This is a genomic window from Sphingomonas cynarae (assembly GCF_039537815.1).
GTDB classification, from domain to species: Bacteria; Pseudomonadota; Alphaproteobacteria; order Sphingomonadales; family Sphingomonadaceae; genus Sphingomonas; species Sphingomonas cynarae.
The window spans coordinates 66,212-89,879 of sequence record NZ_BAABBF010000008.1 but is presented as its reverse complement, the minus strand read 5'-3'; the positions used below and the strand labels follow the sequence as shown (position 1 = coordinate 89,879).

Sequence of the window (23,668 nt, the reverse complement as noted above, 5' to 3'; positions counted from 1 at the left end):
AGCAGGGCGACGTCGATCAGTCTTGAACCTTCTGCCGGCTCACGGGAGCCTACGAAGGTCAGATCCCTAGGTCACGATATTGGCGTCCGCGACTCGCGAACTTCCTCTGCTGTGACCAGGTATGGGCGACTGCCTATCCGGCGATTTTAGCTACCGACGGTGCCATATCGCAAAAGTGCCGAGTTTAGCGACAGTGGCATGTCTGGGTTTGGTGAGGTGCGGTTGTTGTTGCCCCCTAAAGGCCTGACGGGGCCTCGCGGGTTTGTGCGATGTACTCGCGGGGTGAACGATAGCCCAAGGCGCGATGCGGATGCACCTCATTGTAGTGCGCCAGCCATCCTGGCAGCTGCTCGATGACCGTCTGAGCGTCCGGCCTGGGGTTCACGCGGACATAGTCGCGTTTGAGGGTTCGGACGAACGCCTCGGCCATGCCGTTCGACTGCGGGCTGCTGACCGGAGTGGTGCGTGGCAGCAGGCCGATATCGCGGGCGAAGGTGCGGGTGTCACGGGCGGTGTAGCAACTGCCGTTGTCGGTCAGCCACTCGATGGGTTTGGGTAAGCGGTTCACGGGTCCGTAGCGGTGCTCGACGGTGGCGACCATCAGGTCCTGCACGTCCTCGGCGGTGATGCCGCCCGTCGTTGCCACATGCCCCATCGCTTCCCGGTCGCAGCAGTCGAGCGCGAAGGCGACGCGGACCTTCTCGCCATTGTCGCATGCGATTTCCAGCCCGTCGGAGCACCAACGCGTGTTGCGCTGGTCAACGGCGATGCGGCCGTCGTGACGCCGTTCCTCGCGATGTTCGCCATCTCGCCGGAGCAGCAGCCCATGCACCTTCATGACGCGGTAGACGCGCTTTGGATTGGGCGCTGCGCGCCCGGTCTTTTCGGCCTGCCGGCGCAGCAGAGCATGCACGCGACGATAGCCGTAGGTCGGCAGATCGGCGACGAGCAACCGGATGTCGGCGACCAGTTCCGCGTCCGGCAGCGGCGGCCGTCCACGCGGTCGCGGAGGCGGTCTGTTGCGCATCGCGGACAGATGCTGGCGGGCAATGCCGAGCGCGTCGGCTGCCTTGGTCACAGACCATCCCTCGGCAACGAGGTAGAGCGCAGCAGCAGTTTTTTTGGGCCTGCGGCCCGGGACACGGCTTCGCGGAGCAGTTCGTTCTCCATGGCCTTCTTGCCCAGCAGCCGCTGCAGTTCGCGCACTTGCGCCTCCAGCGCCCGGTACTCTGACGCCGGCACCACTTCCTCGCCGGCTGCCGCGGCGGTCAACGCGCCCTGGTTGATCAGCCTGCGCCACGTGAAGACCTGGCTGCCGCTGATGCCGTGCTGGCGGGCAACAAGCGACACGCTCATCCCCGGCAGATACGTCTCCTCGACGATCCGGACCTTCTCCTCCGGTGTCCACCGCCTCCGGCGCTGCACACCGGAAAGGAACTCGCCATCATTGTAACGCCTGGTCGTACCGTCAGTCATATGCCTCACTCTTATCCAAGAGCGAGATCCTGTCAGGTCAATTAGGGGGCCACCTCAGCGGTCGTACCGCACACCTTGTGGTCCGCGTTTAGTTTAGCTGACGTTTGACTGCATCACAGCGCTTCGCGCTGCCCATACGCCATAAACAAGTCCGAGAATGGAATAGGAGGCCATGACTGCAAGGAAAGCGCGAGTGAGATTATAACCGCCGACGTTTGCAACGAAAAATGAGCATCCAATCAGTAGGAATGTGAGGCCCCAAAACGCGCCTGATATTCCGTTAAAGATGTTGCTTCGACTCATGGCGTTCCTCCAATCCCTGCGTGCATACCAGCAATACGGCTCGTCCGGTATTGGGCGCTTTCCGCTAGGCGGCTTTTGCATCCGTTCTGCCGATCTTCATTGTCACGCATGGTGGACCACTGGCAAGCAACATAGATGCTCTTGAAGAGGCGGCTTTCATTGCGACAAGGACGATGTCGGTGCAGCACCTCAGAAAAGTAATTTAGTAAATTTGAACTGTGCAGTTGAGCAGTAAGCCATCTCCTTGCCATCCACGATTGGAATGAAATCTGCCCCAAAAGTTATTCCACCTATATTTATGGCGACCTTTCCAGCTTGCGACAAAGAAAACGTGAAAGGCACTGATTCTTTTACATCTACTTGTCCTAATAATATCTCTTTAAATGATTCTCCACTTTTTGTGTTGAGCTTGATGTCAAACTGCTTCGCATGTTCCGATGAAGCCATTAATCGGAATCCAGTGCTGATCAGGCCATCGGCGCTAACAAAACGCACGCCCGCAAGGGGTAGGTTATCACCTGATCGCATTTCCACGAGTTCAATAATACCGCTGACCGATATTGGCCCATTTATGTCTTGTGTTACCGAAGAGTAGTGATTCTTTGGAACATCGCAATCAAAGTCTATAGTAGACGCACTTGCCGGATACATATGAAATACCATCATTAACGCTGATAGCGTGCGCGTTACCGTGATCGCATATCTGGTCACCCTTTGTCTCCTTAACAGAGCGATGACCGATGACGGCAGCACTCGTAGCTTTACATGCACGTGATGTGCAAACGTCCGCAAGTGCGTGCTTCCCGTCGGTCCGCTTTCCCGTCCGGAAATGTCGTGAGGTAGTGGAAATTCGGCCGGCGCCTTTCACTAGGCTCTCGCGCAAGCACTGTTCCTACGTCAACGGTCGCGTACCCACGCTCCGGAAGCTTGGCGTTGCATCTCTTCCTCAGCCAGATCGGCTGTAGCGAACATGCCGCTGACGATGCGATCTACTAAATAGTATGGCTGTGACCCGTCAGGCAGCGTCGCGCCATCATGCACAATCTGAAACAAGCCATCTCTACGCTCACGGATTGAGTATCGCATCACGCCGTCCGGAGAGACGAACTGTCGAACTGGCTCACCTGCGTGGTTCATTGCTCCAAGATGCCAGCTTCTCGCATCGTCCGCTATTGGGGTTGAAGTTGCGAGGATGAATGGCCGGGATTGGGCGGCAGCGGAACGGCAGCTTTCTCGAAAAGGAACGGCTAGCGAGATTGCGCGCGCCGCCTCAAATGGGATCGAGAGAGGGGAAGGCGGGATTGCGCTAGCTCACCTTATAAAGCTGACATCGTCGCGCGGCAGCGCCGACGATGAATGACAACCGCAACTATAGGCAGCACAAGCACCGGGAGAAGTCGCATGGCTTTTGCTGCGTCTGGATGCTCACCAAACCAAAGCGTGGATAGCATGGCAAGATTTGCGGCGCCCCACATGAGTGAGCCCGTGAGGCACAAGCTAGCTGCGATGATGCCGAACTTTATCATGCCGCTCATAACCCGCTTCCCATGCTTCCGCGCTCGTCTTGGACCGAAAGCGGCGTGGGGAAAAGCGGGAAAGATTGCACTGACCGAACGGCTGCTTTCGGTGGCCGAGATAGGCCACATGAGCGTCTATGTTTGCGCGAGAGCCGAACGGCAGTTTTCGGGGAACAAGGCAGTCCGGACGCTTACGCCGACTATCGGAAAACACATGATTTTCGGCAGTCGCTGCCAAGACAACCAAAGCGACACCATATCTCCGTCTGTTGTAAGCGACAAACCCAGTCGAATTGGCTGACTATGCGGAAACCTAAGTATATAGGTTTTACGACATGGCTCTAACCGTATACCTGAGGCCGTCCTATGTGCTGACCCCTCTAGGTCTACGTCGGCGCACTAGAGCCTCATTTACAGCCAGAGTTGGCGTGCCATTCTCAGTGTTTAGTCGAAACTTCCTGAATATCGAGGAACGGGCCGCCCCAATTGGGCCCGGCACGATCGCGGTTAATCGTCGCGACGATAACGGAGTATGCGAAACTGCGCCATGCGGGGCCGGGATAACCAGTGGCAAGCCGCTCGGCGTTTTCGGTGTCTCCGACTTTGGCAAGGAAATGGATCAGTTGAAGGCGCTGCCTAGCCGCCGCGTTACGGTCGGACAGGTTACCGGTGTCCAACGCGGGAACTGCAGCGGCTGCCGTCTGCAGCGTCGACCTTGTGCCAGCCGCATCGCCCGCTTGCATGCGCCGTTCGATAATCGAAAGTCGCGTCTTTCCCAGAACCAGTGGGTTGCCCGATCGGGTCGCGGCATCAATAGCCTTGCCATCCTCACCGGCATGGAGCCAAACGTCTGCGGCGATCTCGTCGCCCAACCCCTTTGGACATAGCCGCGCCAACGATCCTGACGCCTGAAGCCGGGTGATATAGGCGGCCACTGCCGTGCTGTCCTGCGTCGGGAGGACCCATTCAGTAACACCTGTCAGCCCATCGTCCACCATTGTGCACTCAGAGGATGGGGTCAGCAGGTTCGTCACCGTCATGGCGCGGTCAAGGTCACGCGCTTTGAGAAAATCGGCGATAAGGCCTTGCGCCTGGGCCGCTGGTTCCGGCGAAATCATCTCACCATCGGCTTGCTTCTTGGCAAAGGCCTGCCGCACTCGCGCGATGGCGTCATCCGGCCTGCCCTCGATCAGATCGACCTCAATCGTGTCGAGTTGCTCGGTCACGCGGCGCTGCGTGTCGCCATCAAGAAGCGGCACCAACCGACGCAATCGACGTACCGCGTCGGCCGTGCCGCCAGCGGGACGTTCGGGCACGCGCCTCCATGTTGCCATGTAGAGAAGCTGCGCCTTGGTCGGTCCAGGCGGTAGCGCATCCGCTGCTATCAATATCAGACGGAATGGCGGGATTGAGGCCGGAACAATGCCGGGAGGCGCACCTATCGAGAAGCAATCGCGAATACGCCGCTCGTACCCGGCAATTGCACTTCGCGGCTTCAGTCCCTCGATAAACCGCTCGCAAGCATGGCGCTTGCTGTTCTGCTCACCTTGTTGCGGTAGAACCTGATGGGTCAGCCTGTCGGGACCGGAGCGAAACGTCCGCAACTCGTAATCCTCAGACATAGCAGCAGCCGCTTGAATGGCATGGTCACGGTCGGCATGGCGGAGGTTGCGCGAGATTTCACGAAGAACGACATCGCGCTCCCGACCATCTGGCATCGACTTCGCCTCAGCAACCGCGCGCGCAGCCAAACTGCCAGCAGGCGTTGCATCCGCGCAGCCGCTCGACAGAAAGATCAGGCTGATGACCGTACAGATAGAGCGAACGCGGGCGGGCAGCATCGAAAGATGTTACGCCAGAACAACCGGTATGCAAACGACACTGCTGAGCGAACGTTTTCGGGCCTATTCCCGCCGTCATTTCTCGGAAAGAACCTGACCTAAAAATGCGCGGTCGATCCGGATCGCAGGCGGTTGATGGTCTGCCGTTCAAAGGCTTGCGGATCTTTGGCGGCTGCCCGCAACATGTCCTCGTCCAACACCAACGCAACCTTGCCATCGGCGAGCATGAGCCCGGTATCGCACGCCGATGCCAGCGTGCCGAGGTCATGAAGGGCAGTGATGAGCGTCAGGCCGCTATCGACCTTGTCGCGCAAGGCTTCGCGCAAATCGAAGATTGCGACGGGATCGAGCCAGTTGAACGGTTCGTCCAAGACCACGAGCGGATGACCACCTGCAAACGCTGCGGCAACCGCAATGCGCTGTCGCATGCCTGCAGAACAGTCCCCGATCCAGGAGTTGAGGAGCGGAGGAAGACCCAACGCTTTGTCCAGCTTTCCCAGACGGGAACGAACATCATCGATGCTCCCACCAACGAGTTCGAGAACGTCGCGTCCACGCAACGCATCCGGCAGCTTGTCGGCCGGCGGCGAGAAGCCGAAACGCAACGCGCGGGCAGCACGATCATCGACCAGTTCCTCGCCAGTCACCCGGCATGATCCGCTGGCGAAGGGCAGCCGGCCGGCAAGCGCTCTAAGCAGGCTCGTCTTACCCGATCCGTTGGCACCAATGAGGCCGAACCATGATCCGGATGAGACGGTCAGATCGACATCCTGCACGACGCGCCATCCGCTCCGCTCAACAGTTGCGCTTGTCAGCTCGATGGCGAGGTTCATGCCAGCAGCCACGTCTTCGTCCGCCCTCGGCGTTGCAACTGCCAGAGCACGGCGATCATGATGACGGGCAAAGCCACGGGCATTGAGTAGGCGACCAGCAAGAGCAATGCCGCGAGGATGGAGACAAGGAAATCGGCAAACCGCTTGGCATGCAGCCGATAGGCTAGGATGCGCAGCGTCAGGAGCAGCAGCATTGAGCCACCCGTGGCGGCGACGATGCCGCTCGCGATCGGACCGAGGCAGGCCCAGCATCCCGGTACCGCGATGGCCAGGAATGACGCCACCCCCTTGGCGTGGTGAACAATGATGCGTCGCGGTCCGTGGCCGGCGACCGTCATGAAGCGGACGACAGCGTCATCGACGCTGATCAGTATCAGCATGAGCAGCACTGTCCCGATGCCAGCGATCGCGAACAGCGCATTCATGCCCAGCGTGCGCGCAGGTAGCAACAGCACGAGCAGCACCGTTGCGGCGACCACCCCGCTGATCGGGGGGTGCGACCACGCCTGAAGCACCCATGCGGGTCGCGTGAGGCCGGCAATGCGCCTCGGCATTCCGAAGTTACCGGTCATTCGGGCAACCAGCACTCCGGCAAGATAGGCTGGCATGCTGACTAGCAGCAGCGAGGGACGTGCGATCAGGGCCACCACGGCCAGCAGCGCCATTCCGATGCTGTGCCATGCCGTCATGTAGCGCCAGCGCGACTTCGGGTGCAGGGCATCGGCAGCAAGTAGCCCGTCGGAGGCGTGGAAGGCGAGGCGCGTCGCGACGAGGCGCCCCGCCCCCATACCGATCGCCATGCTGCCAGAAAGAGCCGCCCATGCAGCACTCATCCAGAGCCGATCGGCGAACCATGCATGGACGACTACCAGTATAGCCAGCAGAATGAGCGCGGCAATTATCCGGTCGTGCCAGCCCGCGAACGTTGCGCGGATTGTGTTCAAGAGGATCAGCCGATCCTGAAGAAACAGACGGCTGGTTTCTACCCCTGTCGATGGTGTGCCCGGTAATGCTCGTACCATATGAGCATTCTACGGGTCGCAGTGATTAAGCCAAGATGCGCAGCCCGAAAACCACCGCGATATTCTCATTGCACCATTCATTCCGAGCGGGCCGAGGCCTGCGTGCCCGCCGCTCTCAGACAGGAAAGGCACTCGCGCTGCACAATGTCGGCTATCTTGCAGCTTCAGGTGATTGCTTATCCAACAACCGGGGGCAGCTAAAAGGCAATGCATGCCTCTCCGATTGCGGAATGGCTACGGCACGCCCCGGACGCGTACCACGATCAAAACAGCTTGCGAACGCCCAGCCGGATCGATCGGCCGACCGGATCGATGAAGGCGGGCTGGAACCGGTTGGGCACCGCCCCTGTCCGGTCGGTTACATTGATGCGGTCGTTGAGCAGGTTTTCGATCGTCAGTTGCACTGACAGGCGCTTCGTCCATGGCTTCTTAACGACATTCTCGATGTCGAGTTGGCTGTAGAGCACGATCCATGTCCGCCCCGAAAAGCGCAGGTCAGACGCGGCGAGATCGCTCCTGATCCGCGTCGGCCCCTGCAGGCGTGAATAGGTGCCGAGGTTATATTGCCCGATGTTGCCGCCGATATTGGCTTCCACCTCCCAGCGCGGCCGCCCGCCGGTGCCGTTCAGCGTCTCGCCGTCCAGCAGGTCGAGCGGCGCGAGACCGGGGCGCAATGTCACCACATTGTCCAGCCGCATCGACGCCGTCACCGAAGCGAAGATGCTGGGCCGGGGTTTAGGTGGCACAGGCGGCGGTGTAGGTACTGTCGGCAACAACCCGGCTGGCGGAGCGGGGGGCGGCGGTGGCGTCGGCCCGATCTGCAGGTACAGGCTGGTCGTCAGCCGCAGCTTGCGCTCGCGCTCGCGGTCGATGTTGACCGAACGCAGATCGACCTGCGTCAGCACGCCCCCGGCATCGCGCACGAACCGGTCGGGAAAGGCACGCTGTACGGCCGGTGTCGCCGCCCCCAGCATCGTCGCCTGATTGCGGATGCGCGTGTCGAGATAATCGATGCCGAAGCGCAGGTCCTTGCCCTTGAGCGGCGTGATCGCGACGCCCAGCGTCGTCACCCGGCGTCGCTCGGGTGCCAGCGCGGCATTGCCGCCGACCACCGTCGTCACCAGCACGCTGTTCCCGGTCGCGAAGTCGAAGAACGGGATGTTGGGGGCCGCCAACGTCGGATCGGTCAGTAGCGAGATCGCTGGCGCCGCCTGCGTCTCATTGACCGAGGCGGTGAACTGGACCGGCTGCAGCGGCGCCCAGTTCATCCCGTAGTTAAGGTTCAGCAGCCGCCCGAAATCCGATACGTCGGACAGACCGATCATCCCGTTCGCGCTCAACTGGCCCAGGCGGGTCAGGAACTGCCCGTCGGGCCGGGCGATCGGCAGCGTCGCGTTGATGCTGCCCCCCCGCGTCGTCCGCGTCAGGTCGACACGCGTATCGGCGATCGCGGACTGGAACCCGCTGCTCGACGACCGGGCATAGTCCGCCGTCAGCGTCACCTGCGCGGGGCCGGCGGGCAGGCGCAGCGTGGGGCCAGTCGCCACCACCTTGCTCACCACGGTGCCGGTCACCGTACGGCTGCGATTGGCGATCAGCACCGCCTGTGCGCGATCGATCGGCGCCAGCGGGTCGCCGCCCGCCGCCACCGCATCCTGCAAGGGATCGACCGCGATCCCCTGGTCCGACACGGCCACCCCGCGCACCCGGTCGTAATTGGTCGTGGTGTTCCACGTCCACCGCCCGATGCCGCCCTGTAGGGTACCGCCGGCATGGAGGTTCAGGCTGGTGTTGCGCTGGCGCAGGACGGTATCGGGCAGATAGCGATAGAGCAGCACGTCGCCGGCGAACGGCAACGCCGGATTGTCCCCCGGCACCGTCAGCAGCACCGGCGCCAAGCCGTTGCGCCCGACGCTGCGCTGCGCCTCCATCGACAGGTTGAGCGATCCGTCGAGGGAGCGGCCGATCGGCGATCCGATCGTCGCGTCCACGTTCACCCGGTCGCTGCGGGGCTGCAACCAGCGCCAGGGCCCCAAGTCGGTGATCGCCGGCCGGTTGGCGGTCGCGAGGTAGCCGGCCAGCGCCCCGCGCGCCGCCGGATCGGTGGGTACCGCCGCGACCGGTACCGCCGCCCCCGCCAGCGTATCCAGCCGCGGATCGAGGCTGGCGCCATTGATGCCGGTGACGTTGCCCTGCACGGCATACAGCACCGCCGGATCGGGGAGGATGCGGCGCTGCGCCTGTTCGACCGGGTTGATGCGCAGATGCGACACCGACAGCGAGGTGCGACGCGGCCCGTCGATCCGCGTCGCGGTCATCTCGGCGTAATTGGTCTCGCCGCCACCCTCGGTGGCGGTGCTGGGCAGCAACCGCACTGCCACCGCACGAAACCGCTTATTGGTGATGAAATTGAGGATGCGCACGGTCGGCGCGAACCCGAAACGTGCCGCCTCCGCCTCCGGCAGCACCTCGGTGCGCTCGATCGCTTCGGGCGGGATCGACTGCAGTTCCTGATAGCCGGATATGCGTCGGCCGTTCAGCAGCAGCACCGGCTCTTCGCCAGTGGCCGACGTCGTCAGCGGCTTCAGCCGCTCGAGCAGTTCCTTCATGCTGACCGCGCCCAACGCACGGATCGCGTCCGGGTTCAGCACGGCGACCGGTTCGACCTCGCCGATCGCGGAGCCTGCCACGCGCTTGCCCATGACGAGGATGTCGGCATCGTTTGTCGGCTGCCTCGCATCCTGCGGAGGCACGCCTGCCTCGATCGCTCCGGTCTGAATCGTGGCGGCAGACAGACAGGCGACAATCCCGATCATTATTTCGGCTCCCCGCCGCTGCCAGTCGTGGCGGCACCACCCCGACTTGTCGTGGCTTCCAATGTATTTGTGGCCGCTTTTTGACCATGACCGCCAATGCACGGATCGGACAAGCGATCGGCCGGAAATTGACGTCATCCGGCCAGGAGCCTCTGCCCCTTATCGCGTGATGCCGTGACGTTTTGTCGGCTGATGCCGGGTAGGCTGTTCGAACAGGCTCGGCTTGGAAGGCCGCAGCGATGAAGTTAACCAGCGGGCATGGTTCGTGAGGATGGCTTTTGGATACGTAGCGCTCTGGCGGTCTACATCACCGGTTTCGGCATCGGCGCCTTCAACCATGCAAGGGATTTCCTGGCATGGGGCTGGCGTCCCTACAATTGGGGGCCTCCGCTACTCGAGGTTTTTTGGACGTCTCTTTTCGTCATGGATGTGGCGGTGGTGGCATTGATCGCGCGCGGCTGGCGGCGGCCTGCATTGTCCCTTGCGGCGGGCATCATGATTACCGACGTGGGCGTGAATACCTTTGCATGGCGCATCCTTCACATCGACGCGTTTGCGACGGCCGTTCCATTGCAGACGGCATTCCTCGGCTTCGTGCTTGGTTCGATGCCGTTCCTCTGGAATGCAAGGGCATCGCCTGCGCACAGGCGCATGAAGTAGAACGTGCGGTGACCGACCATTTGCGAACGGATGGGTTCGTCACGGCTGAAAGCTACTGCTTGAGCAGGTAGAACGTCGATGTGACACCTCGTTGCGGCGCTTGAGCGACGACGCGCATGGTCTTTCCGTCGTCGAGGACGGTCATCTCGAGGATACTTCCGACACGGCCGCGCAGCATGGACCTTTTTACGATGGTTCGAGGGCTGGGCGAGGTGATCGTCACCATGCCACCAGAAACGTCTCCCGTGACGGCGACGGGTGGCCCATCGATTACCGCCTCGAAGCCAACCCCCTGAGGAGACCATGAGCTGAAACGATCCTGCTTGAGTGACAGGAGCCAGTCCCCTGATCCCCCATCCACCGTGATCCCGGTCTGCTGCCAGGTTCCGGAGATCGAGTGGGAGCCTGATGGTGAGGGCTGGATGCGACGTTGCCGAGTTTCGCTCCGAGCGACTGAACCATTGGGGTTTGCCTGATTGGCCACCTGCCAGGACGCGGTCTTCCCATCTGGAGACACCGTGTATTCCACCGAATAAACCACCTTGCCGCGAAGCATGTCTATCTCGCGCACGCTTCTATCGCCGATGACCGTGATCGACACTTGATCGATGTATTCGTTGTCGTGGACTGGATGCAGCCGTCCGTCTGCCGGAATCACATCTGCTTCAGCTTCTTCGCCTTTGCGAAACAGGCCGTCTCGAAGGATCAGAACAGTAGGCTTGGCGTTCGTTTGCATTGACGATCCGTCGGGTCGCCATCTGCCGTCAAACACGCTTTCAAACTGTCCAGCAGCCAACGTACCAATCTTGTCAGATATCGTGAGCGAAATGCCTGTCTGCGCTTGAAAGGCGGTGGAGGACAGGGTTGTCACCGCGATCAAAATCCGTCCGGCCATGTTTACGGCGGTGATCATGGCGTTGGTCTCACCGAGACGACCTTATACTATGAAACGACGGGATTTGAGGGAATCTGGCACGGTTTTCAATGCTTTGCAATTTTCCAAGTGTCACGGCCGTTTGGGGGGGGCTAGGTGTTTAGTCCCGGCATCTGGTGGATCGGGTCGACGATGAACCGGTCTGGCTCTGACGTCCAGATCTTGGTGATATATTCGTAAGGTGTGAGCCCGCTGAGCGTCTTGAGCCGGCGGGCGAAATTGTAGGCGGCCATGAAGTCGGCGAGATGCGTCCGAAGCTGGTCGTGGCTCTCGTAGTGGAAGCGTTTGACGGTCGCCTCCTTGATGGTGCGGTTCATTCGCTCGACCTGCCCGTTGGTCCACGGATGGTTGGGTTTGGTGAGCCGGTGCTCGATGCCGTTTGCCTCGCAGATCATGTCGAAGCGCATCTGGCGCGACCAGGCGGTGTTGCGGTTGCGCGGTTGCTCAGCGAACTGGATGCCCCCTTCGACTTCGCTCAGCAACCGTATTGGAGGTCAAGCGGGATCGGCATGCCATGGTCGATCATAGGTGAGCATGGAGTTGGCGACCGTGATGAGCTTTCGCATGGCAGCGACGATGGCGACCTTGGGCGGTTTGCCCTGTTCACGCAGGCGTTTGTAGAAGGGTCGAATGGCGGAGTTGCAGCGGATGGCGACAATGGTTGCCATGTAGAGACAGCATCTCGCTGACATCCGCCCACCCGCAATGTGCGCCTGACCGCGCGACATGCCGCTATCGCGGTTCATGGGTGCGACACCAGTGAGCGCGGCAATCTGTTTGTTACCCGTGAGCCCGAGTTCAGGAAGCTCGGCCACCAGCGTGGCGGCGGTAACCGCTCCGACGCCGGGGATAGTGCGCAGGAGTGCAGCGCGACGGGCAAGCGTCGCATCGGCTTCGATGGCATCGGCGATCGCTTCGTCGATGGCGGCGATCTCCTTGGCCAGAAAGGCCAGATGCCGCTCGACTGAACCGGTGACGAGCGGCTGACCTGGGATCGGTTCGCGCTGTTTCTCCTGAGCTGCGGCATCGACAAGCTGGCGGCGTCGGCGGACCAGATCGGTCAGCCGGACCTGTTCGGGCGATGGTGCAGGCGATGCCAGCGGCTGCATGGCATCAGCGAACCGCAGGATGGCGGCTGCGTCAATCTCATCGGTTTTCGCCAGCCGGCCGGTGGCACGGGCAAAATCCCGCACCTGGCGCGGATTGACTCTGCTGAGCGGAACCGTCTCGGTGGCCAGATCGCACGTCAGGAGCCGGGTATAACCGCCGGTCGCCTCGCAGACGACGTGGAGACTACCGAGCCGACGTACTCGCCGGACCAGTGCGGCAATGCCGCTGGCATCGTTTGGCGTGCGCCATACCTTGGCTACACCGGGAAAGGCGACATCGAGATGATGCTTGGACACGTCGATGCCGACATACTTTGGCTGCTGCATGATGACTCCACCTCGCATGCGGGCTCTGACGCCCAATCAACCGTTCGAGACGATCATGAGGAGAGCAGGCGACCGAGCTGAGTTGCGATCTCGGTGACCAAGGACAGGCACGATCCACCCGCTCCCGTGATGGGCTGGGTCATGACCCAGCCCATCACGGGATCAGCGCATCACATCAGCGCCAATCCTGCCAGCAATATACGAGGACAGGATTGTCGGTCAGGATCGTGTGGATGCGGTAAGGCACAGCCTTCAGCAGGTGTTCGAGGAACTCCCAGGCTGTCCGTCGATCAGCCTTGTCGACCAGCTGGGTGACCGCGAACTTGCTGGTGCGATCGATGCCGACGAACAGGTACAGTTTGCCTTCCGCGGTCTGCACCTCGGCGATATCCATATGGAAGAAGCCGATGGGGTAACGCTTGAAGCGTTGCCGCTTCGGTTTGTCGCCTTCGATGTCTGGCAGGCGGGAGATACCATGCCGCTGCAGGCAGCGGTGCAGCGCTGACCGGGTCAGGTGCGGGATCGACGGCTGCAGCGCGTAAAGGCAGTCGTCGAGCGGCAGCAACGTGTGGCGCCGGAACGCGACAACCATCGCCTCCTCCGCTTCGGACAGGGTGGTGGAATGAGGGGCCTTCGGCCCGGTCTTCAGATCCTCGACCGTCGCCCGCTTCCGCCACTTCGCCACCGTCTTCGGATTGATCCCCAGCTCCCGGCTCAGCGTCGCGAGCGAAGCTTGCGATCGCTGTATTGCTGCTCTGACGGCGTGCGTGGTCGTGGCGCTCCCGTGACGTACCTGTCCCATACGGCTTCCTTCCATTCCAACGAAAGGATCGCACCATCAAACCGTGGGATCAAACACCTAACGCCTTGAGAATGGCCTCTCCGCGCGATCGTCGCGATCCAGGTGGCCAACCGTTTACAAAAAGCCCTCACCGGCGTGCTCACGGAAGCGTTCATGATCCCGGACATATTCTGCCACCATGTCGATCGAGGCATGCCGGCTATGCTCGCGCATCTTGAACAGATTGGCGTTCTGCCGACCGGCTTCGGTGAGGAAGCCTGCTCGAAGGGAATGCCCGGAGAATAACGCCTCCGGATAACCAGCGGAACGGGCGGCCGCTTTGACGACAAGGGCGACACCCTGCGCACTCATGGGATGATCGGTCAGCCGCCCCTGCGGCGTCAGCTTGCGGAAAACCGGACCGCTGTCGATTGCTGCCTTCTCCAGCCACGCACGGTAATGCCGCACCGGCTCGAGGCGCCTGCCATCGGGGATGGCAACACTATGTCCCCTGCCCTCCTGGTCGGTCTTCGAGGTCGGTACCCGCACGAGCAATCCGCGTGCCTCGTCAGACACCCGTCCAACCGTGATGGCGACCAGTTCTGAGCGGCGAAACGCGCCGGCCATCCCAATCGCGAGCAGCGCGCGATCCCGGTACGCGCGCAGGTCGTCGCCAGTGATCGTGCGCAGCATGTCGCGTAGCACATCGCCGTCTGCCGGGCGCTTCTTGCCGGATGGGTCATCGCGCTTGTCGCGCCGGATCGCGCGCATCGCCTTGTCGAGCCGCGCGGCGTCGGGCTGATGCGTCGGCGGGTCGATGCCGGCCGCGCGGTGGGCAAAGACGATGGCGGCAAGGCGGCGACCAATCGTTGATCGACCAAGCGGCCTGGCGACGGCCGCTCGCCCACCCCGCGATTGCTGCGGTGCCTGCGGCACAAAGCCACGTTCGGCGAGCAACGTCAGAAAGGCGGCGACGATCGCCGGCGTCGCGGGCAACGAGCGGTAACCGCTTTCTGCGCACCATGCGCAAAACAGTCGCCAGTCGGATTGGTAGGCGCGCAGCGTCGCCGCGGCGGAGGCGCGTGCGACATAGTCGTCGACGCGATCACGATCATGGGGTGCGAGGTCGGGCAGGTACAGGCCGAGCGCATTGACCCGGTCGGCCACAACGTGGCTTATTGCTGTACTGATATCCCTGTCTTCATCTTGTGACACGCTAGCCGATCCGATCACCACGATGGCACCGCTGCCACTTTTTGCGGGCCCACCCGATACGCGAGCGACCGATTTTACGCCATCACCTATTTAGCAGGAATCGGTTTTATCGCTAGAATGGTTTCCCGGATGCTTCGAGCTTGGAACCTCATTCCGGTTCTCCCGATCCAACCGGTCTTCCACCCTTCCCATATCTTGACCGTTATCCCTCTTTTATCTATTTCATTGATATCGGCTTAAAGCCGGTCGTGCTTCTACTACGATCCGCGCGTGCAGGCTGAGCCCGCACGCGCGACCGAGCCCCCCGCGTACCGGCAGCAGCCGGCACGCGATCGAGATCCCGCCGCGCAGGTAGCAACCTGCTACGCATCCAGCACAGGAACACCCGCTCATGGCGACGAGCATGGAAATCGTACCCTCGGGCGAATTGCAAAAGCAGTTCGGCCGCTATTCCGACGAGGCGATGATCCGCCCGGTCGGCGTTAGCCGGAACGGCCGCGTGCGCTTCGTCATGGTCCCCGTCGATGAATATGAGCGCCTGCGCCGTCGTGAACGGATCGCCGGCCGCGTGGAGGATCTTGATGACGAAACCCTCGAAGCCATCCGCGGCGTCGAACCCGGCCGCGGCGCCGAAGACGCCGAAAAAAGGCTCAACGCTGCCGCAACCGGGTGAAGTCCTCAACTACAGCTACCTCTGGGAATACGAGTACCTTAAAGGTCGTGACGAAGGTATAAAGGACCGGCCCGTCGCCGTCGTTCTGGTGACCCGTCCCAAGGACGGGATCAATCAGGTGCACGTCGTGCCGCTGACCACCAAGGCCCCTACCCGCGATCAGTTAGCGATCGAAGTGCCGGACGCCGTGCGACGTGATCTTGGGCTTTCCAGCGACAGGTCTTGGATCATCATCACCGAATGGAACCGGTTCGCGTGGCCAGGCTATGACATTCGGCCCATCGCAGGTCGCGAGCCGGCGGTGAGCTATGGTTATTTGCCGGCCAGCTTCTTTCGGCGCGTCCGAGATGCAATTGTAGCAGCCGGAATCGGTCGGCCGGTGGATCGGGACTATTAAGCTATCGCACTGAGCTGCGTGACAGGTTACAAAACCGTGATGTACTGAGACTTCAATCCGATAAGGTGTTGAAGCGTTGACCGGAGAGACTGAATTTTGGCTATCGCAATAAAGCCGCCTTCGCGTCAGCTCCTCACCCGCATGGACACACGGTTTGCGCTTCAGCAAGATGACTGGAATGACTACAGCTTCCAAACCCTTTATCACCTGCATTTTAAGCACGGCGATCTCGACAGCGACGTAACATACATTGGCGGAGTAAAGATCCTACGCAAAGGCCAAACCAAGAGTGATCCGATACTCTTAACGAAGGACTTTACCAAACTTTCGTCGGACTGGGTATCTGTGGGTACAAGCCTGGATTACTACCAGCGGCTCAACGAGCTACCGACGAAACGACGATCTGCTATCATGAATGCGCTGAACGACGTAGTATCCCGTCCAGAGCTTGTTGAGGATTTTGAGAATGAGGATGGCTGGGGAACGTCGCTTTTCCGGGATAATTCAGACTGGCGCAGCTTCCTTGACGACGCCCATGCTCTTTATGAGGGTAACTTTTCAGCTCTTGCCGACCTTAGCCAAGCCTTTTCGTTCACCCCTGCCGGCACCGACAAGCCGATCGATTTAGATTTTCAGTCGCCAATCCCACCATTCTATCTTGGGTCGTATCGTCACCTTGGACCTAGTCGGAAAAGAACGCTTCTCCCTGAGAGGATCGTTGTACTGGTTGGCCGAAACGGTTCCGGAAAAAGCACGATATTATCTCGGTTAGCGCACGTAGCTTTCGCCTCCCCTCAAGAACGCGCGACCAAGCCAATCAAAGCTCTAGGCTTGCTCGACCCTCCGTCGATTGGCTTCATGCGCGTCATTACTATTTCGTACAGTGCCTTCGATAGCTTTGTGGTCCCGGGTCTCGTTGCCAAAGATTTGGCGCAAACCACGCAGGATCTAGTCGCTGGAGACGGCCGCTTCGTATTTTGCGGCCTTCGGGACGTCGCGGCTGAGGCACAAGCCGATGTTGATCGCGATCAGGAACTCAACTCGGATGAAGAAGAGAGTGACGAAGATGAGCCCCCTGTAGAGCGGCGGACTACTACCCGCCTCAAGCCCGTCGAGCGGCTGGCAGATGAATTTGCCGCGATGGTCGCTCGCATCAAGAAACAGGAAAAGCTCGACCTGCTTGACGCAGCGCTTAAGCCGTTGATCGACGACCCGTCCTTCGCTGACCTGAAGGAGCAGATGAACCGGCTAACCGGAACAAGCCGATCGGCGCGCACGCTGTTTCTCGGCTGGAGCACTGGCCACAAAATCGTCCTACATGTCGTGGCCTCACTCGTTGCGCATGCGAGGCCCCGATCGCTCATCTTGTTCGACGAGCCCGAAGCCCATCTGCATCCCCCGCTCATTGCAGCGCTCATGCACTCCGTTCGCATCGTCCTTGCGGAAGTGAATGCACTGTGTGTCGTTGCCACGCATTCGCCCGTTCTTCTCCAAGAGACACTGTCTCGCCACGTAAGACGAGTTCGAAGAAAGGGACGCTCACTTGTCATTAAACAACCGAAGCTCGAGACCTTCGGCGAAAGCGTCGGGATTCTCACCTACGACGCTTTTGGCCTAACCGCATCGAGCACCGACTTCCATAAGGTGCTGGACTTGTTGGTGGATGGATGCGATTCCACCGACGAAATCGACGATCTGTTTGAACCCGGTCTTAGCGCTCAGGCCCGAGCTTATGTCCTGGCGCAGCTCGCTCGCACCAAATGAGAAATTTACCCCAACCGACGCGGGCCGGCGAGCGCGCCGACCTGAAAAAGGCAGTACGTCGCTATCGATACCGCGGAAAAACGCTTGGCCATGACATCACCGATGACGAACTCGACCAAGTCATTGCTCTTTATGATCTATATGGGGTTGGTCAGGGACTTCCGAGCAACGCCCTGCTAGGTGGAGCAATGCCTCCCGCCTTACTAAGCGCGATCCATGACGCCTATGCCAAGACACAGAATGGCCGTACGCTGGTTCACATCAGGGAGCGTTTATTCAAAGATGTCGATCTTTGTCCTGTCTGCGGGATAGATCCCGTTACCGAGCTCGACCACCATCTACCGCAATCCGAGTACAAAGCGCTCTCGATCCACGCTCGGAATCTCGTGCCAATGTGCCACTTGTGTAATCACGCCAAACTTGCAGGGTTTGACGTCGACGGTAACGGCTTTCTCCATCCTTACTTTGACGTCCTGCCCGATCTCAATTTCTTACTAGCGACCATTGAGTTAAACGGATCCGCCTTAATAGTTGATTTCTCTATCGACGCCGCCGCAGTGCTTCCTGCTGGCTTTCCCGACCGTTTGACTGGACAGATGGCGGCACTTAAACTTGGCAATCGGTATCAGCGCGAGGTCAACACCTACATTTCTTCCCAGGCGGCATCCTTGCATATCGCCTATAACGGGACAGGCCAAGAAGGGGTGCGGACTGTCCTACGCCTTCAAACACGATACGAAACGCGAGCCTTCCATCGTAATCACTGGCGGCCAACCCTCCTTCGTGCGCTTGCCAGCCACGATCACTTCACTGGCGGTGCCTTTTCTGAGGTGCTGCCGATTCCGCATGACATGCTCGTCGACCTTGAACCGTAACCCATCCCGGTGAGACACTTATTTAAGCCGCTGCGAAACTATCTACGTGGATACAACCGCGAAGCAATGCTTAGTGCGATTTACTATTTAGCGAACCACATCGAGTGGAATACAAAACTTCCGCCGCACCTCATTCAGGCAAATCCCTTCGGGAAAAAACAGAAGATTTATCTCGGTTTTTACCTTTGGAGCCTCGACACCCTCGCGCGGGAGACTCTACTTTACGGCCAACCGTATGGTGGAAAGCACAACGTCGATTGGCGGGCTTGCGCCCGAGCTCTAAATCTCTTGAGAGATGCTGAGGACCAAGCATCGGCGGGGGTCGATGATGTTTCGATCTTCGCGGAGATGACCAGAATAGCGCACCGCCAATTCCATTGGCAGCAGAGTTTTAGTCATGACGACCTAGCTCGCTACATGCGCATATACGGCCAACCAGGAATTCGACAGGTTATAGAGGCGGAGTACGCTCTCTCTGTCGAGCAGTTGTTTCAAGGGGGCTTCGCGCTTTTAGCGACCTTTCTGACACACGAAATGCTTTCACCTACCTTCGCAAAGGATGCCGGAGACCTTCTCGGTTTTGATATGGCTCCTCTTATGAACCGGTTTTCGACTACCATACCAAACCTGACTGACAGGATTCTAGAGGAACAATCGCTCGACCAAGACTGGGCCTATACCTTTAATCCATTGCGAAGTTCGCCCCTTATCACGATGCCAAATGGGAACGTACGCTGCCCCATCACGGGTATGCTAAGCCGCCGCTTCACGGACGGTATGTACTTTGAGGTCGGCAAAATCCCGGATGCCTTGAGCCGCTACCTCGGCCCCGCTTATCAGGCGTATGTTGGTGAGGTACTCACCGCGGTAGAAGGTGACTTGAAGATTATTGCGGAAGCCCCTTACGGAACTGCTCGACGTCCGAAAAACACCGTAGATTGGATCGTCGAGGACAAAATGGGAGTTTTGTTCATTGAGTGCAAAGTCCTTCGGTTAGGGAAGCTTGCACGTTCCAAAATGGCCCCGGCGCCTGAGACAGATCATGAGTACGCCAAGCTTGCTAAGGCAATCTGTCAGACTTATCAAACCTTGCAGGATGCCATTGATGGCCACTATCCAAATTGGGTCAGTTCCACCAAGTCTATATATCCGCTGATCGTTACTATGGACGACTGGAACCTATTCACCCACGAAACGCAGAACGCATTAACCGAGATGGCGTTATCCGAAATGAAAAAACGCAATCTAAATCCGGACCTGTTGGATAATTTTCCCTACAAAATATGCCACATCCGCGAGTTCGAGCGCGCCATGCAGGTTATGGCGCAGGCTGGTATTTCCCCGGTAATGTCTGGTCTCCATGGTAAGGATCGGCTTGGCTGGCAAATGGATGGCTACTTAAGCACCGACTTTCCAAAGGAGCTTACGAGAAGCCTATTTCCAGATGATCGATCAAAAATCATGCCGATGCCTATTCCTCTTAGGTAATTCATGGCCTTCAACAAGAACCAGCATTTCGTGCTTAGCGTCCGTCGCGCGAGAGGAGGAAGGTTTATCGTCACCATCGTCGACTCCGGCCCTGGGCCTGAATGGTGAGAACGCGGATGGCACTATCGAGGCCATAATCGGTCGTGCACGCGTCCCAAGGCGAACTGCCAAGTTGCGGCGACTGGTTCTTCAGGGCGAGCTCGCGAAGGTTATGCGCGAACAGCGTCGTGACGACCGCCTGCAGCTTGTCGCGTCGCATCGCGGTCGCCGCTGCCGCGACGCGCTCGTCCTCACGTCGCCGCCCTATCACCGCAATGGTATTGAGGCAGAGATCTAGACCGGCCTGCCCCGCATTGGACAGCGCAAGCGGGGTTTCGCCGCCTTCCTCGATCGGCGTGGTCAACCATATGTCGGCTTCTTGCCCCAGTAATCGCGCTGCGACATCGCGGAGCCGCTGACTCCGCTCCGCTGCTTCGCGGCTCCGTCGTGCCGACAACCGTTCGACTGCGCGGTAGCGAGCTACAGCCAATGGTAATCCGAGCACATCGTCGACGGCATCTTCCCCGCCGGCCACCATTTTCACCAAGGCGTGCAGCGACGCGATCAAATCGTGATAGGGTGCCCCTCCGGAGATTATGATCTGCGTCGGCGATGCGCTGTTGCCTGGCAGAACCGTGTCCAACCACGCCTGCGGTTCAAGCAGGAAGGCTTCTTCCGGCGGTAGATCGGCGATAATCTGGTCGACGAGCACGTGCGCCACTTCCTCGCGACGATCGATCTCAATCAGGCGACGCTGCTCGCGCTCGATCCCCGTCACGACATCATCGGGAAGGCCATAATGGCCGGGTTCGTCGGATTGCAGACTTCCCGTCACGCAGAGCGCATCAAGATAGTCCTCGAGCGCTTCATGCGGGAAACGGAAAGCGCGATGATGGACACGCATCCATGCGCGTACCTTGTCGGTTGGCGGTTGGACAAAGGCCCGCGCGATGAGCGGCTTGAGATACACGAGCACACGCTCCAGCGAGAATGTCTCGGCCTCGTAGTTTCTGATGTCGACAATCGAGACGAACTTCTCGACCACGGTTGCTTGCCACTCGTTTTTTGTGACGGCGAAGCCTTCGCCACCACCTGAAATGCCGATCAGCTCGCCCTCGTCCCGGGCAATTAGTTGGAGGAGCGTGGGATCGCTGATCGGGCAGACCGCCGCATGCGCGGACGCGGCAGCGCCCAATAATGCGCGCGCGTCTGCCTCCACCGTCAACGCCTCACGTCGTTGACGGTCGGTTTCCTGTGCGGCCTTGCGCCGCGCCGCCTCCGCCAGGCTCGCCGCTGCTGCGGCCAATTCCGCCCGCAGCTTGTTTTCGGCCCGATCCCGCCTTGGGTTGCAAAGCCAGCTCCGCGGCGCCGTCTCCAGCAGTCCGCGCTCGATCACGGCGATATCCTGACACGTCCGCAAAAGACGGAGGTTGATTTCAATCGCTGGCCAGCTGTTGGACTGGATCAGCGCGATCTTGTCCTCGCCGCACGGATGGGTGACGCAAATCTCGACGATCAGCTCGCGCCCGTCCTCGAGAATCAGCACGATGTCGGGCACGATGCGGTCGAGACGCCGCTCAGACCGGACAGCGCTGAATGTCATCCACTTTGCCTTGCTCTCGTGGCGCGAGACACCGTCGACGACGGCAGTCACCACCGGCGTCCAGATCTGCCTTTTTTCCACCAGCAGCTGCTTGGCCCAGTAATGCGCATTGGTTTCGCGGCCGCTGCCACATCCTGAGTTTTTGCCTTGATGCGAGAAGTGCGCCGCCTTCTTCGCACCCTTGCGGGCTATCAGCGGCGCCTTGCAAGCCGGACATATCAACCGGCATGCAAGGCCGCGTCGGGCAGCGTTGATGTGGACTGGCGCGCCCTCGACATCGAGGCCCCAAACGAGATCGACCCCAAAACCTGCAAAGGCGGAGTGATCGACAAAGCCGAAAGGGTTAGGGGTTTGATCATCCATACGGCCGGGATTTGTCCTCCTATGCCAACCCGCAGCCGACGAGCCTCTACGACATGACTCCGCTGTCCGCTACGCTCCGTGCCCCGTGCTGACGTCTCCTGGATCAACTGCGACAGCGCGTTGCATGCCGTCAGCATCTCGCCAGCCCGTTTACCTGCGCAGGCTGTCATCGGGGCACTTGGCGCAATGACGAGGGACACCCGCTTTCGTCGATAATATATGAATATAGCGCTCAGGCAGACCAGTTGCTCGAAATCGGATGATTACTGGACAATCCGTTCAATCTGCACTATCTAATCAATCTAATTGGAGGCCATTATGAGCGAAGCAGCGCTGACGTTGGGCGTGGACGAGGTGCAGGCAGTCTTGCGCGGACGCAATCCGCAAGCCCCGGCCGCAGAGATCAAGACCATGGCACGGATCGTCTCGATCGCAGTCGATGTCATGTCGGGCTTTCCTGCAGTCGACCTGCGAGGTGTGGCGCGCGAGCATAAGCTGCGCGTCGCGCTGGAACAGGTCGCTCGCCAGTTCACGCCCGGCGAGACGACGAAAGGCGGGCCAGTCGAGCGAACGCAGGGTAGCGGTCTTGGCGAGGTGATCAGCCTGAGCGAAGGGCGTGCCCGTCTCGCTGCCTATGCGGCCCCGAAGGCGATCGAGGACTGGGCGGGACCAGTGGGAGGCGCCAGCGACATCGAGGCGCAGATCGGGGTCAAACGAACGACGCTCAACACTTGGTACAAGCAAGGCGCGATCATCGGTCTGCTGCGCGGACAGCGCAAGCTGGCCTATCCGCTAGAGCAGTTCATCGACGGCCGTCCCCTCCAGGGTATCGCTGACGTCTTGGCGGTCGCGCCGGACCCGCGCTCGGCATGGCTCTGGATGCGGCAGCCGCATGGCGCGCTGGACGGAGAAACACCGCTTGCGGCCTTGCACGCGGCCCAGCAGGACAGGGTCACTGCGATCGCGTTGCGGGACTTCCACCGCGACATCAACTAATCGGCCGGCGATGGCGCTCGATCCAAAAATTCTCCAATCGCTGACCCGTCGGGTCGAGCCAGCTAACTATCTACGTGTTACGCCTTGGGCGCGGCGCAGCACTCCGCTCGGCATGGGCTTTGGCGAGACCCGGTTCGCCAGTCCCACCAAGGCCTTCAAGCTCCTCTATATCGCCGAGGATCTCGCGACGTCCGTCGCCGAAGCGATCATCCGTGACCGTTTCGAGGGAAAGACCATCCGCGAGCTGGCGCAGTCGGACATTGCCGATTGGGGCGTGTGTGCGCTTTCGGCGACCCGGCCGCTCCGGCTGCTGACGCTGCGCGGCGACGCCTGTTTCAAGCTCGGCATCTCGACTGACATCGTCGGCGCCAAGGCGCACGACGAGGCGCGTGCCTTCAGCCAGGCGCTCTATGATACGACCGATCTCGATGGGATCGTCTACCACTCCCGGCTCCGCAAGAAAAACTGCATAGCGATCTACGACCGTGCGGTGACGCCCGGGTTGAGCGCACAGCCAGTGGTCCAGCTTGAGCGGCTCGCGGCTTTGGTCCCTGCCCTCAAGACCCTTAAGACCAACCTGATCTGACATAGTGAGAGTTCCAGCTGATAACCCAATGGCGTCTCCTGCCCCGCCGC

Annotated in this window: 18 protein-coding genes and 2 pseudogenes; 8 read left to right on the top strand and 12 right to left on the bottom strand. The window is 60.2% G+C overall.

All coding sequences use genetic code 11. The features are described 5' to 3' along the window. Positions 1 to 235 precede the first annotated feature (235 nt). From ABD719_RS15535 to ABD719_RS15510, 6 genes are all read right to left on the bottom strand, one after another. Positions 236 to 1,476, bottom strand: a protein-coding gene (locus ABD719_RS15535; protein ID WP_344694272.1) for an IS3 family transposase whose coding sequence is annotated in 2 segments (ribosomal slippage) — positions 236 to 1,129 and positions 1,132 to 1,476 — 1,239 coding nt in all. Because the reading frame shifts where the segments join, the coding sequence is not laid out codon by codon here. 492 nt (positions 1,477 to 1,968) lie between these two features. Then, positions 1,969 to 2,490: a hypothetical protein gene (locus ABD719_RS15530; RefSeq protein WP_344694271.1), complete on the bottom strand. Its 522-nt coding sequence runs from the start codon at positions 2,488 to 2,490 to the stop codon at positions 1,969 to 1,971. Between the two features lie 1,243 nt (positions 2,491 to 3,733). Further along, on the bottom strand, positions 3,734 to 5,137 hold the full coding sequence (locus tag ABD719_RS15525) for a hypothetical protein (protein WP_344694270.1): 1,404 nt from the start codon (positions 5,135 to 5,137) through the stop codon (positions 3,734 to 3,736). 98 nt (positions 5,138 to 5,235) lie between these two features. After that, positions 5,236 to 5,970, bottom strand: coding sequence for an ATP-binding cassette domain-containing protein (locus tag ABD719_RS15520; RefSeq protein ID WP_344694269.1), 735 nt, complete (start codon positions 5,968 to 5,970; stop codon positions 5,236 to 5,238). Next, positions 5,967 to 6,914 (bottom strand): hypothetical protein, encoded by a 948-nt coding sequence (locus ABD719_RS15515; RefSeq protein WP_344694268.1) that lies wholly within the window; start codon positions 6,912 to 6,914, stop codon positions 5,967 to 5,969. The genes ABD719_RS15520 and ABD719_RS15515 overlap by 4 nt, the downstream gene beginning before the upstream one ends. 341 nt (positions 6,915 to 7,255) lie before the next feature. Next, entirely contained in the window at positions 7,256 to 9,808 is a 2,553-nt protein-coding gene (locus ABD719_RS15510; RefSeq protein WP_344694267.1) for a TonB-dependent receptor, read from the bottom strand. A gap of 258 nt (positions 9,809 to 10,066) precedes the next feature. On the opposite strand from ABD719_RS15510, the gene ABD719_RS15505 reads away from it, so the two are divergent. Beyond that, positions 10,067 to 10,468 carry a hypothetical protein gene (locus tag ABD719_RS15505; RefSeq protein ID WP_344694266.1) on the top strand — a complete coding sequence of 134 codons (402 nt, stop codon included), beginning with the start codon at positions 10,067 to 10,069 and terminating at the stop codon, positions 10,466 to 10,468. A 52-nt stretch (positions 10,469 to 10,520) separates the two neighbouring features. Here ABD719_RS15505 and ABD719_RS15500 read toward each other — a convergent pair whose 3' ends face one another. The 5 genes and pseudogenes from ABD719_RS15500 to ABD719_RS15480 form a co-directional block, all read right to left on the bottom strand. Beyond that, positions 10,521 to 11,381, bottom strand: a complete 861-nt coding sequence (locus ABD719_RS15500; RefSeq protein WP_344694265.1) for a DOMON domain-containing protein — start codon at positions 11,379 to 11,381, stop codon at positions 10,521 to 10,523. 113 nt (positions 11,382 to 11,494) lie between these two features. Beyond that, positions 11,495 to 11,869, bottom strand: a pseudogene (locus ABD719_RS15495) (integrase core domain-containing protein); the annotation flags it as partial. A 27-nt stretch (positions 11,870 to 11,896) separates the two neighbouring features. Further along, the gene (locus tag ABD719_RS15490; protein ID WP_344694264.1) at positions 11,897 to 12,838 is read right to left on the bottom strand and encodes an IS110 family transposase; all 942 of its coding nucleotides are present in this window, start codon (positions 12,836 to 12,838) and stop codon (positions 11,897 to 11,899) included. Between the two features lie 205 nt (positions 12,839 to 13,043). Beyond that, positions 13,044 to 13,640: pseudogene (locus ABD719_RS15485) on the bottom strand (transposase family protein); the annotation flags it as partial. A 114-nt stretch (positions 13,641 to 13,754) separates the two neighbouring features. Further along, on the bottom strand, positions 13,755 to 14,786 hold the full coding sequence (locus tag ABD719_RS15480; RefSeq protein WP_344694263.1) for a site-specific integrase: 1,032 nt from the start codon (positions 14,784 to 14,786) through the stop codon (positions 13,755 to 13,757). Positions 14,787 to 15,225: 439 nt separating this feature from the next. Here ABD719_RS15480 and ABD719_RS15475 point away from each other — a divergent pair, with 439 nt between their 5' ends. The 5 genes from ABD719_RS15475 to ABD719_RS15455 all read left to right on the top strand — a co-directional run bounded on the left by ABD719_RS15475 (position 15,226) and on the right by ABD719_RS15455 (position 20,031). Next, a complete protein-coding gene (locus tag ABD719_RS15475) occupies positions 15,226 to 15,507 on the top strand; it encodes a type II toxin-antitoxin system Phd/YefM family antitoxin (protein ID WP_344694262.1) in 282 nt (93 codons plus the stop codon). Then, positions 15,416 to 15,904 carry a hypothetical protein gene (locus tag ABD719_RS15470; RefSeq protein WP_344694261.1) on the top strand — a complete coding sequence of 163 codons (489 nt, stop codon included), beginning with the start codon at positions 15,416 to 15,418 and terminating at the stop codon, positions 15,902 to 15,904. Before ABD719_RS15475 ends, ABD719_RS15470 begins: the two co-directional genes overlap by 92 nt. A gap of 96 nt (positions 15,905 to 16,000) precedes the next feature. Continuing rightward, entirely contained in the window at positions 16,001 to 17,668 is a 1,668-nt protein-coding gene (locus ABD719_RS15465; RefSeq protein ID WP_344694260.1) for an AAA family ATPase, read from the top strand. After that, on the top strand, positions 17,665 to 18,543 hold the full coding sequence (locus ABD719_RS15460) for an HNH endonuclease (RefSeq protein ID WP_344694259.1): 879 nt from the start codon (positions 17,665 to 17,667) through the stop codon (positions 18,541 to 18,543). The genes ABD719_RS15465 and ABD719_RS15460 overlap by 4 nt, the downstream gene beginning before the upstream one ends. A gap of 66 nt (positions 18,544 to 18,609) precedes the next feature. Beyond that, positions 18,610 to 20,031: a hypothetical protein gene (locus tag ABD719_RS15455; protein WP_344694258.1), complete on the top strand. Its 1,422-nt coding sequence runs from the start codon at positions 18,610 to 18,612 to the stop codon at positions 20,029 to 20,031. A gap of 70 nt (positions 20,032 to 20,101) precedes the next feature. Here ABD719_RS15455 and ABD719_RS15450 read toward each other — a convergent pair whose 3' ends face one another. Continuing rightward, positions 20,102 to 22,036 carry a competence protein CoiA family protein gene (locus tag ABD719_RS15450; RefSeq protein ID WP_344694257.1) on the bottom strand — a complete coding sequence of 645 codons (1,935 nt, stop codon included), beginning with the start codon at positions 22,034 to 22,036 and terminating at the stop codon, positions 20,102 to 20,104. Between the two features lie 318 nt (positions 22,037 to 22,354). Between ABD719_RS15450 and ABD719_RS15445 the strand changes: the two genes are divergently transcribed. Beyond that, positions 22,355 to 23,032 (top strand): antitoxin Xre/MbcA/ParS-like domain-containing protein, encoded by a 678-nt coding sequence (locus tag ABD719_RS15445; protein WP_344694256.1) that lies wholly within the window; start codon positions 22,355 to 22,357, stop codon positions 23,030 to 23,032. Between the two features lie 10 nt (positions 23,033 to 23,042). Then, positions 23,043 to 23,618 (top strand): RES family NAD+ phosphorylase, encoded by a 576-nt coding sequence (locus tag ABD719_RS15440; RefSeq protein ID WP_344694255.1) that lies wholly within the window; start codon positions 23,043 to 23,045, stop codon positions 23,616 to 23,618. The last annotated feature ends 50 nt before the right edge of the window (positions 23,619 to 23,668 follow it).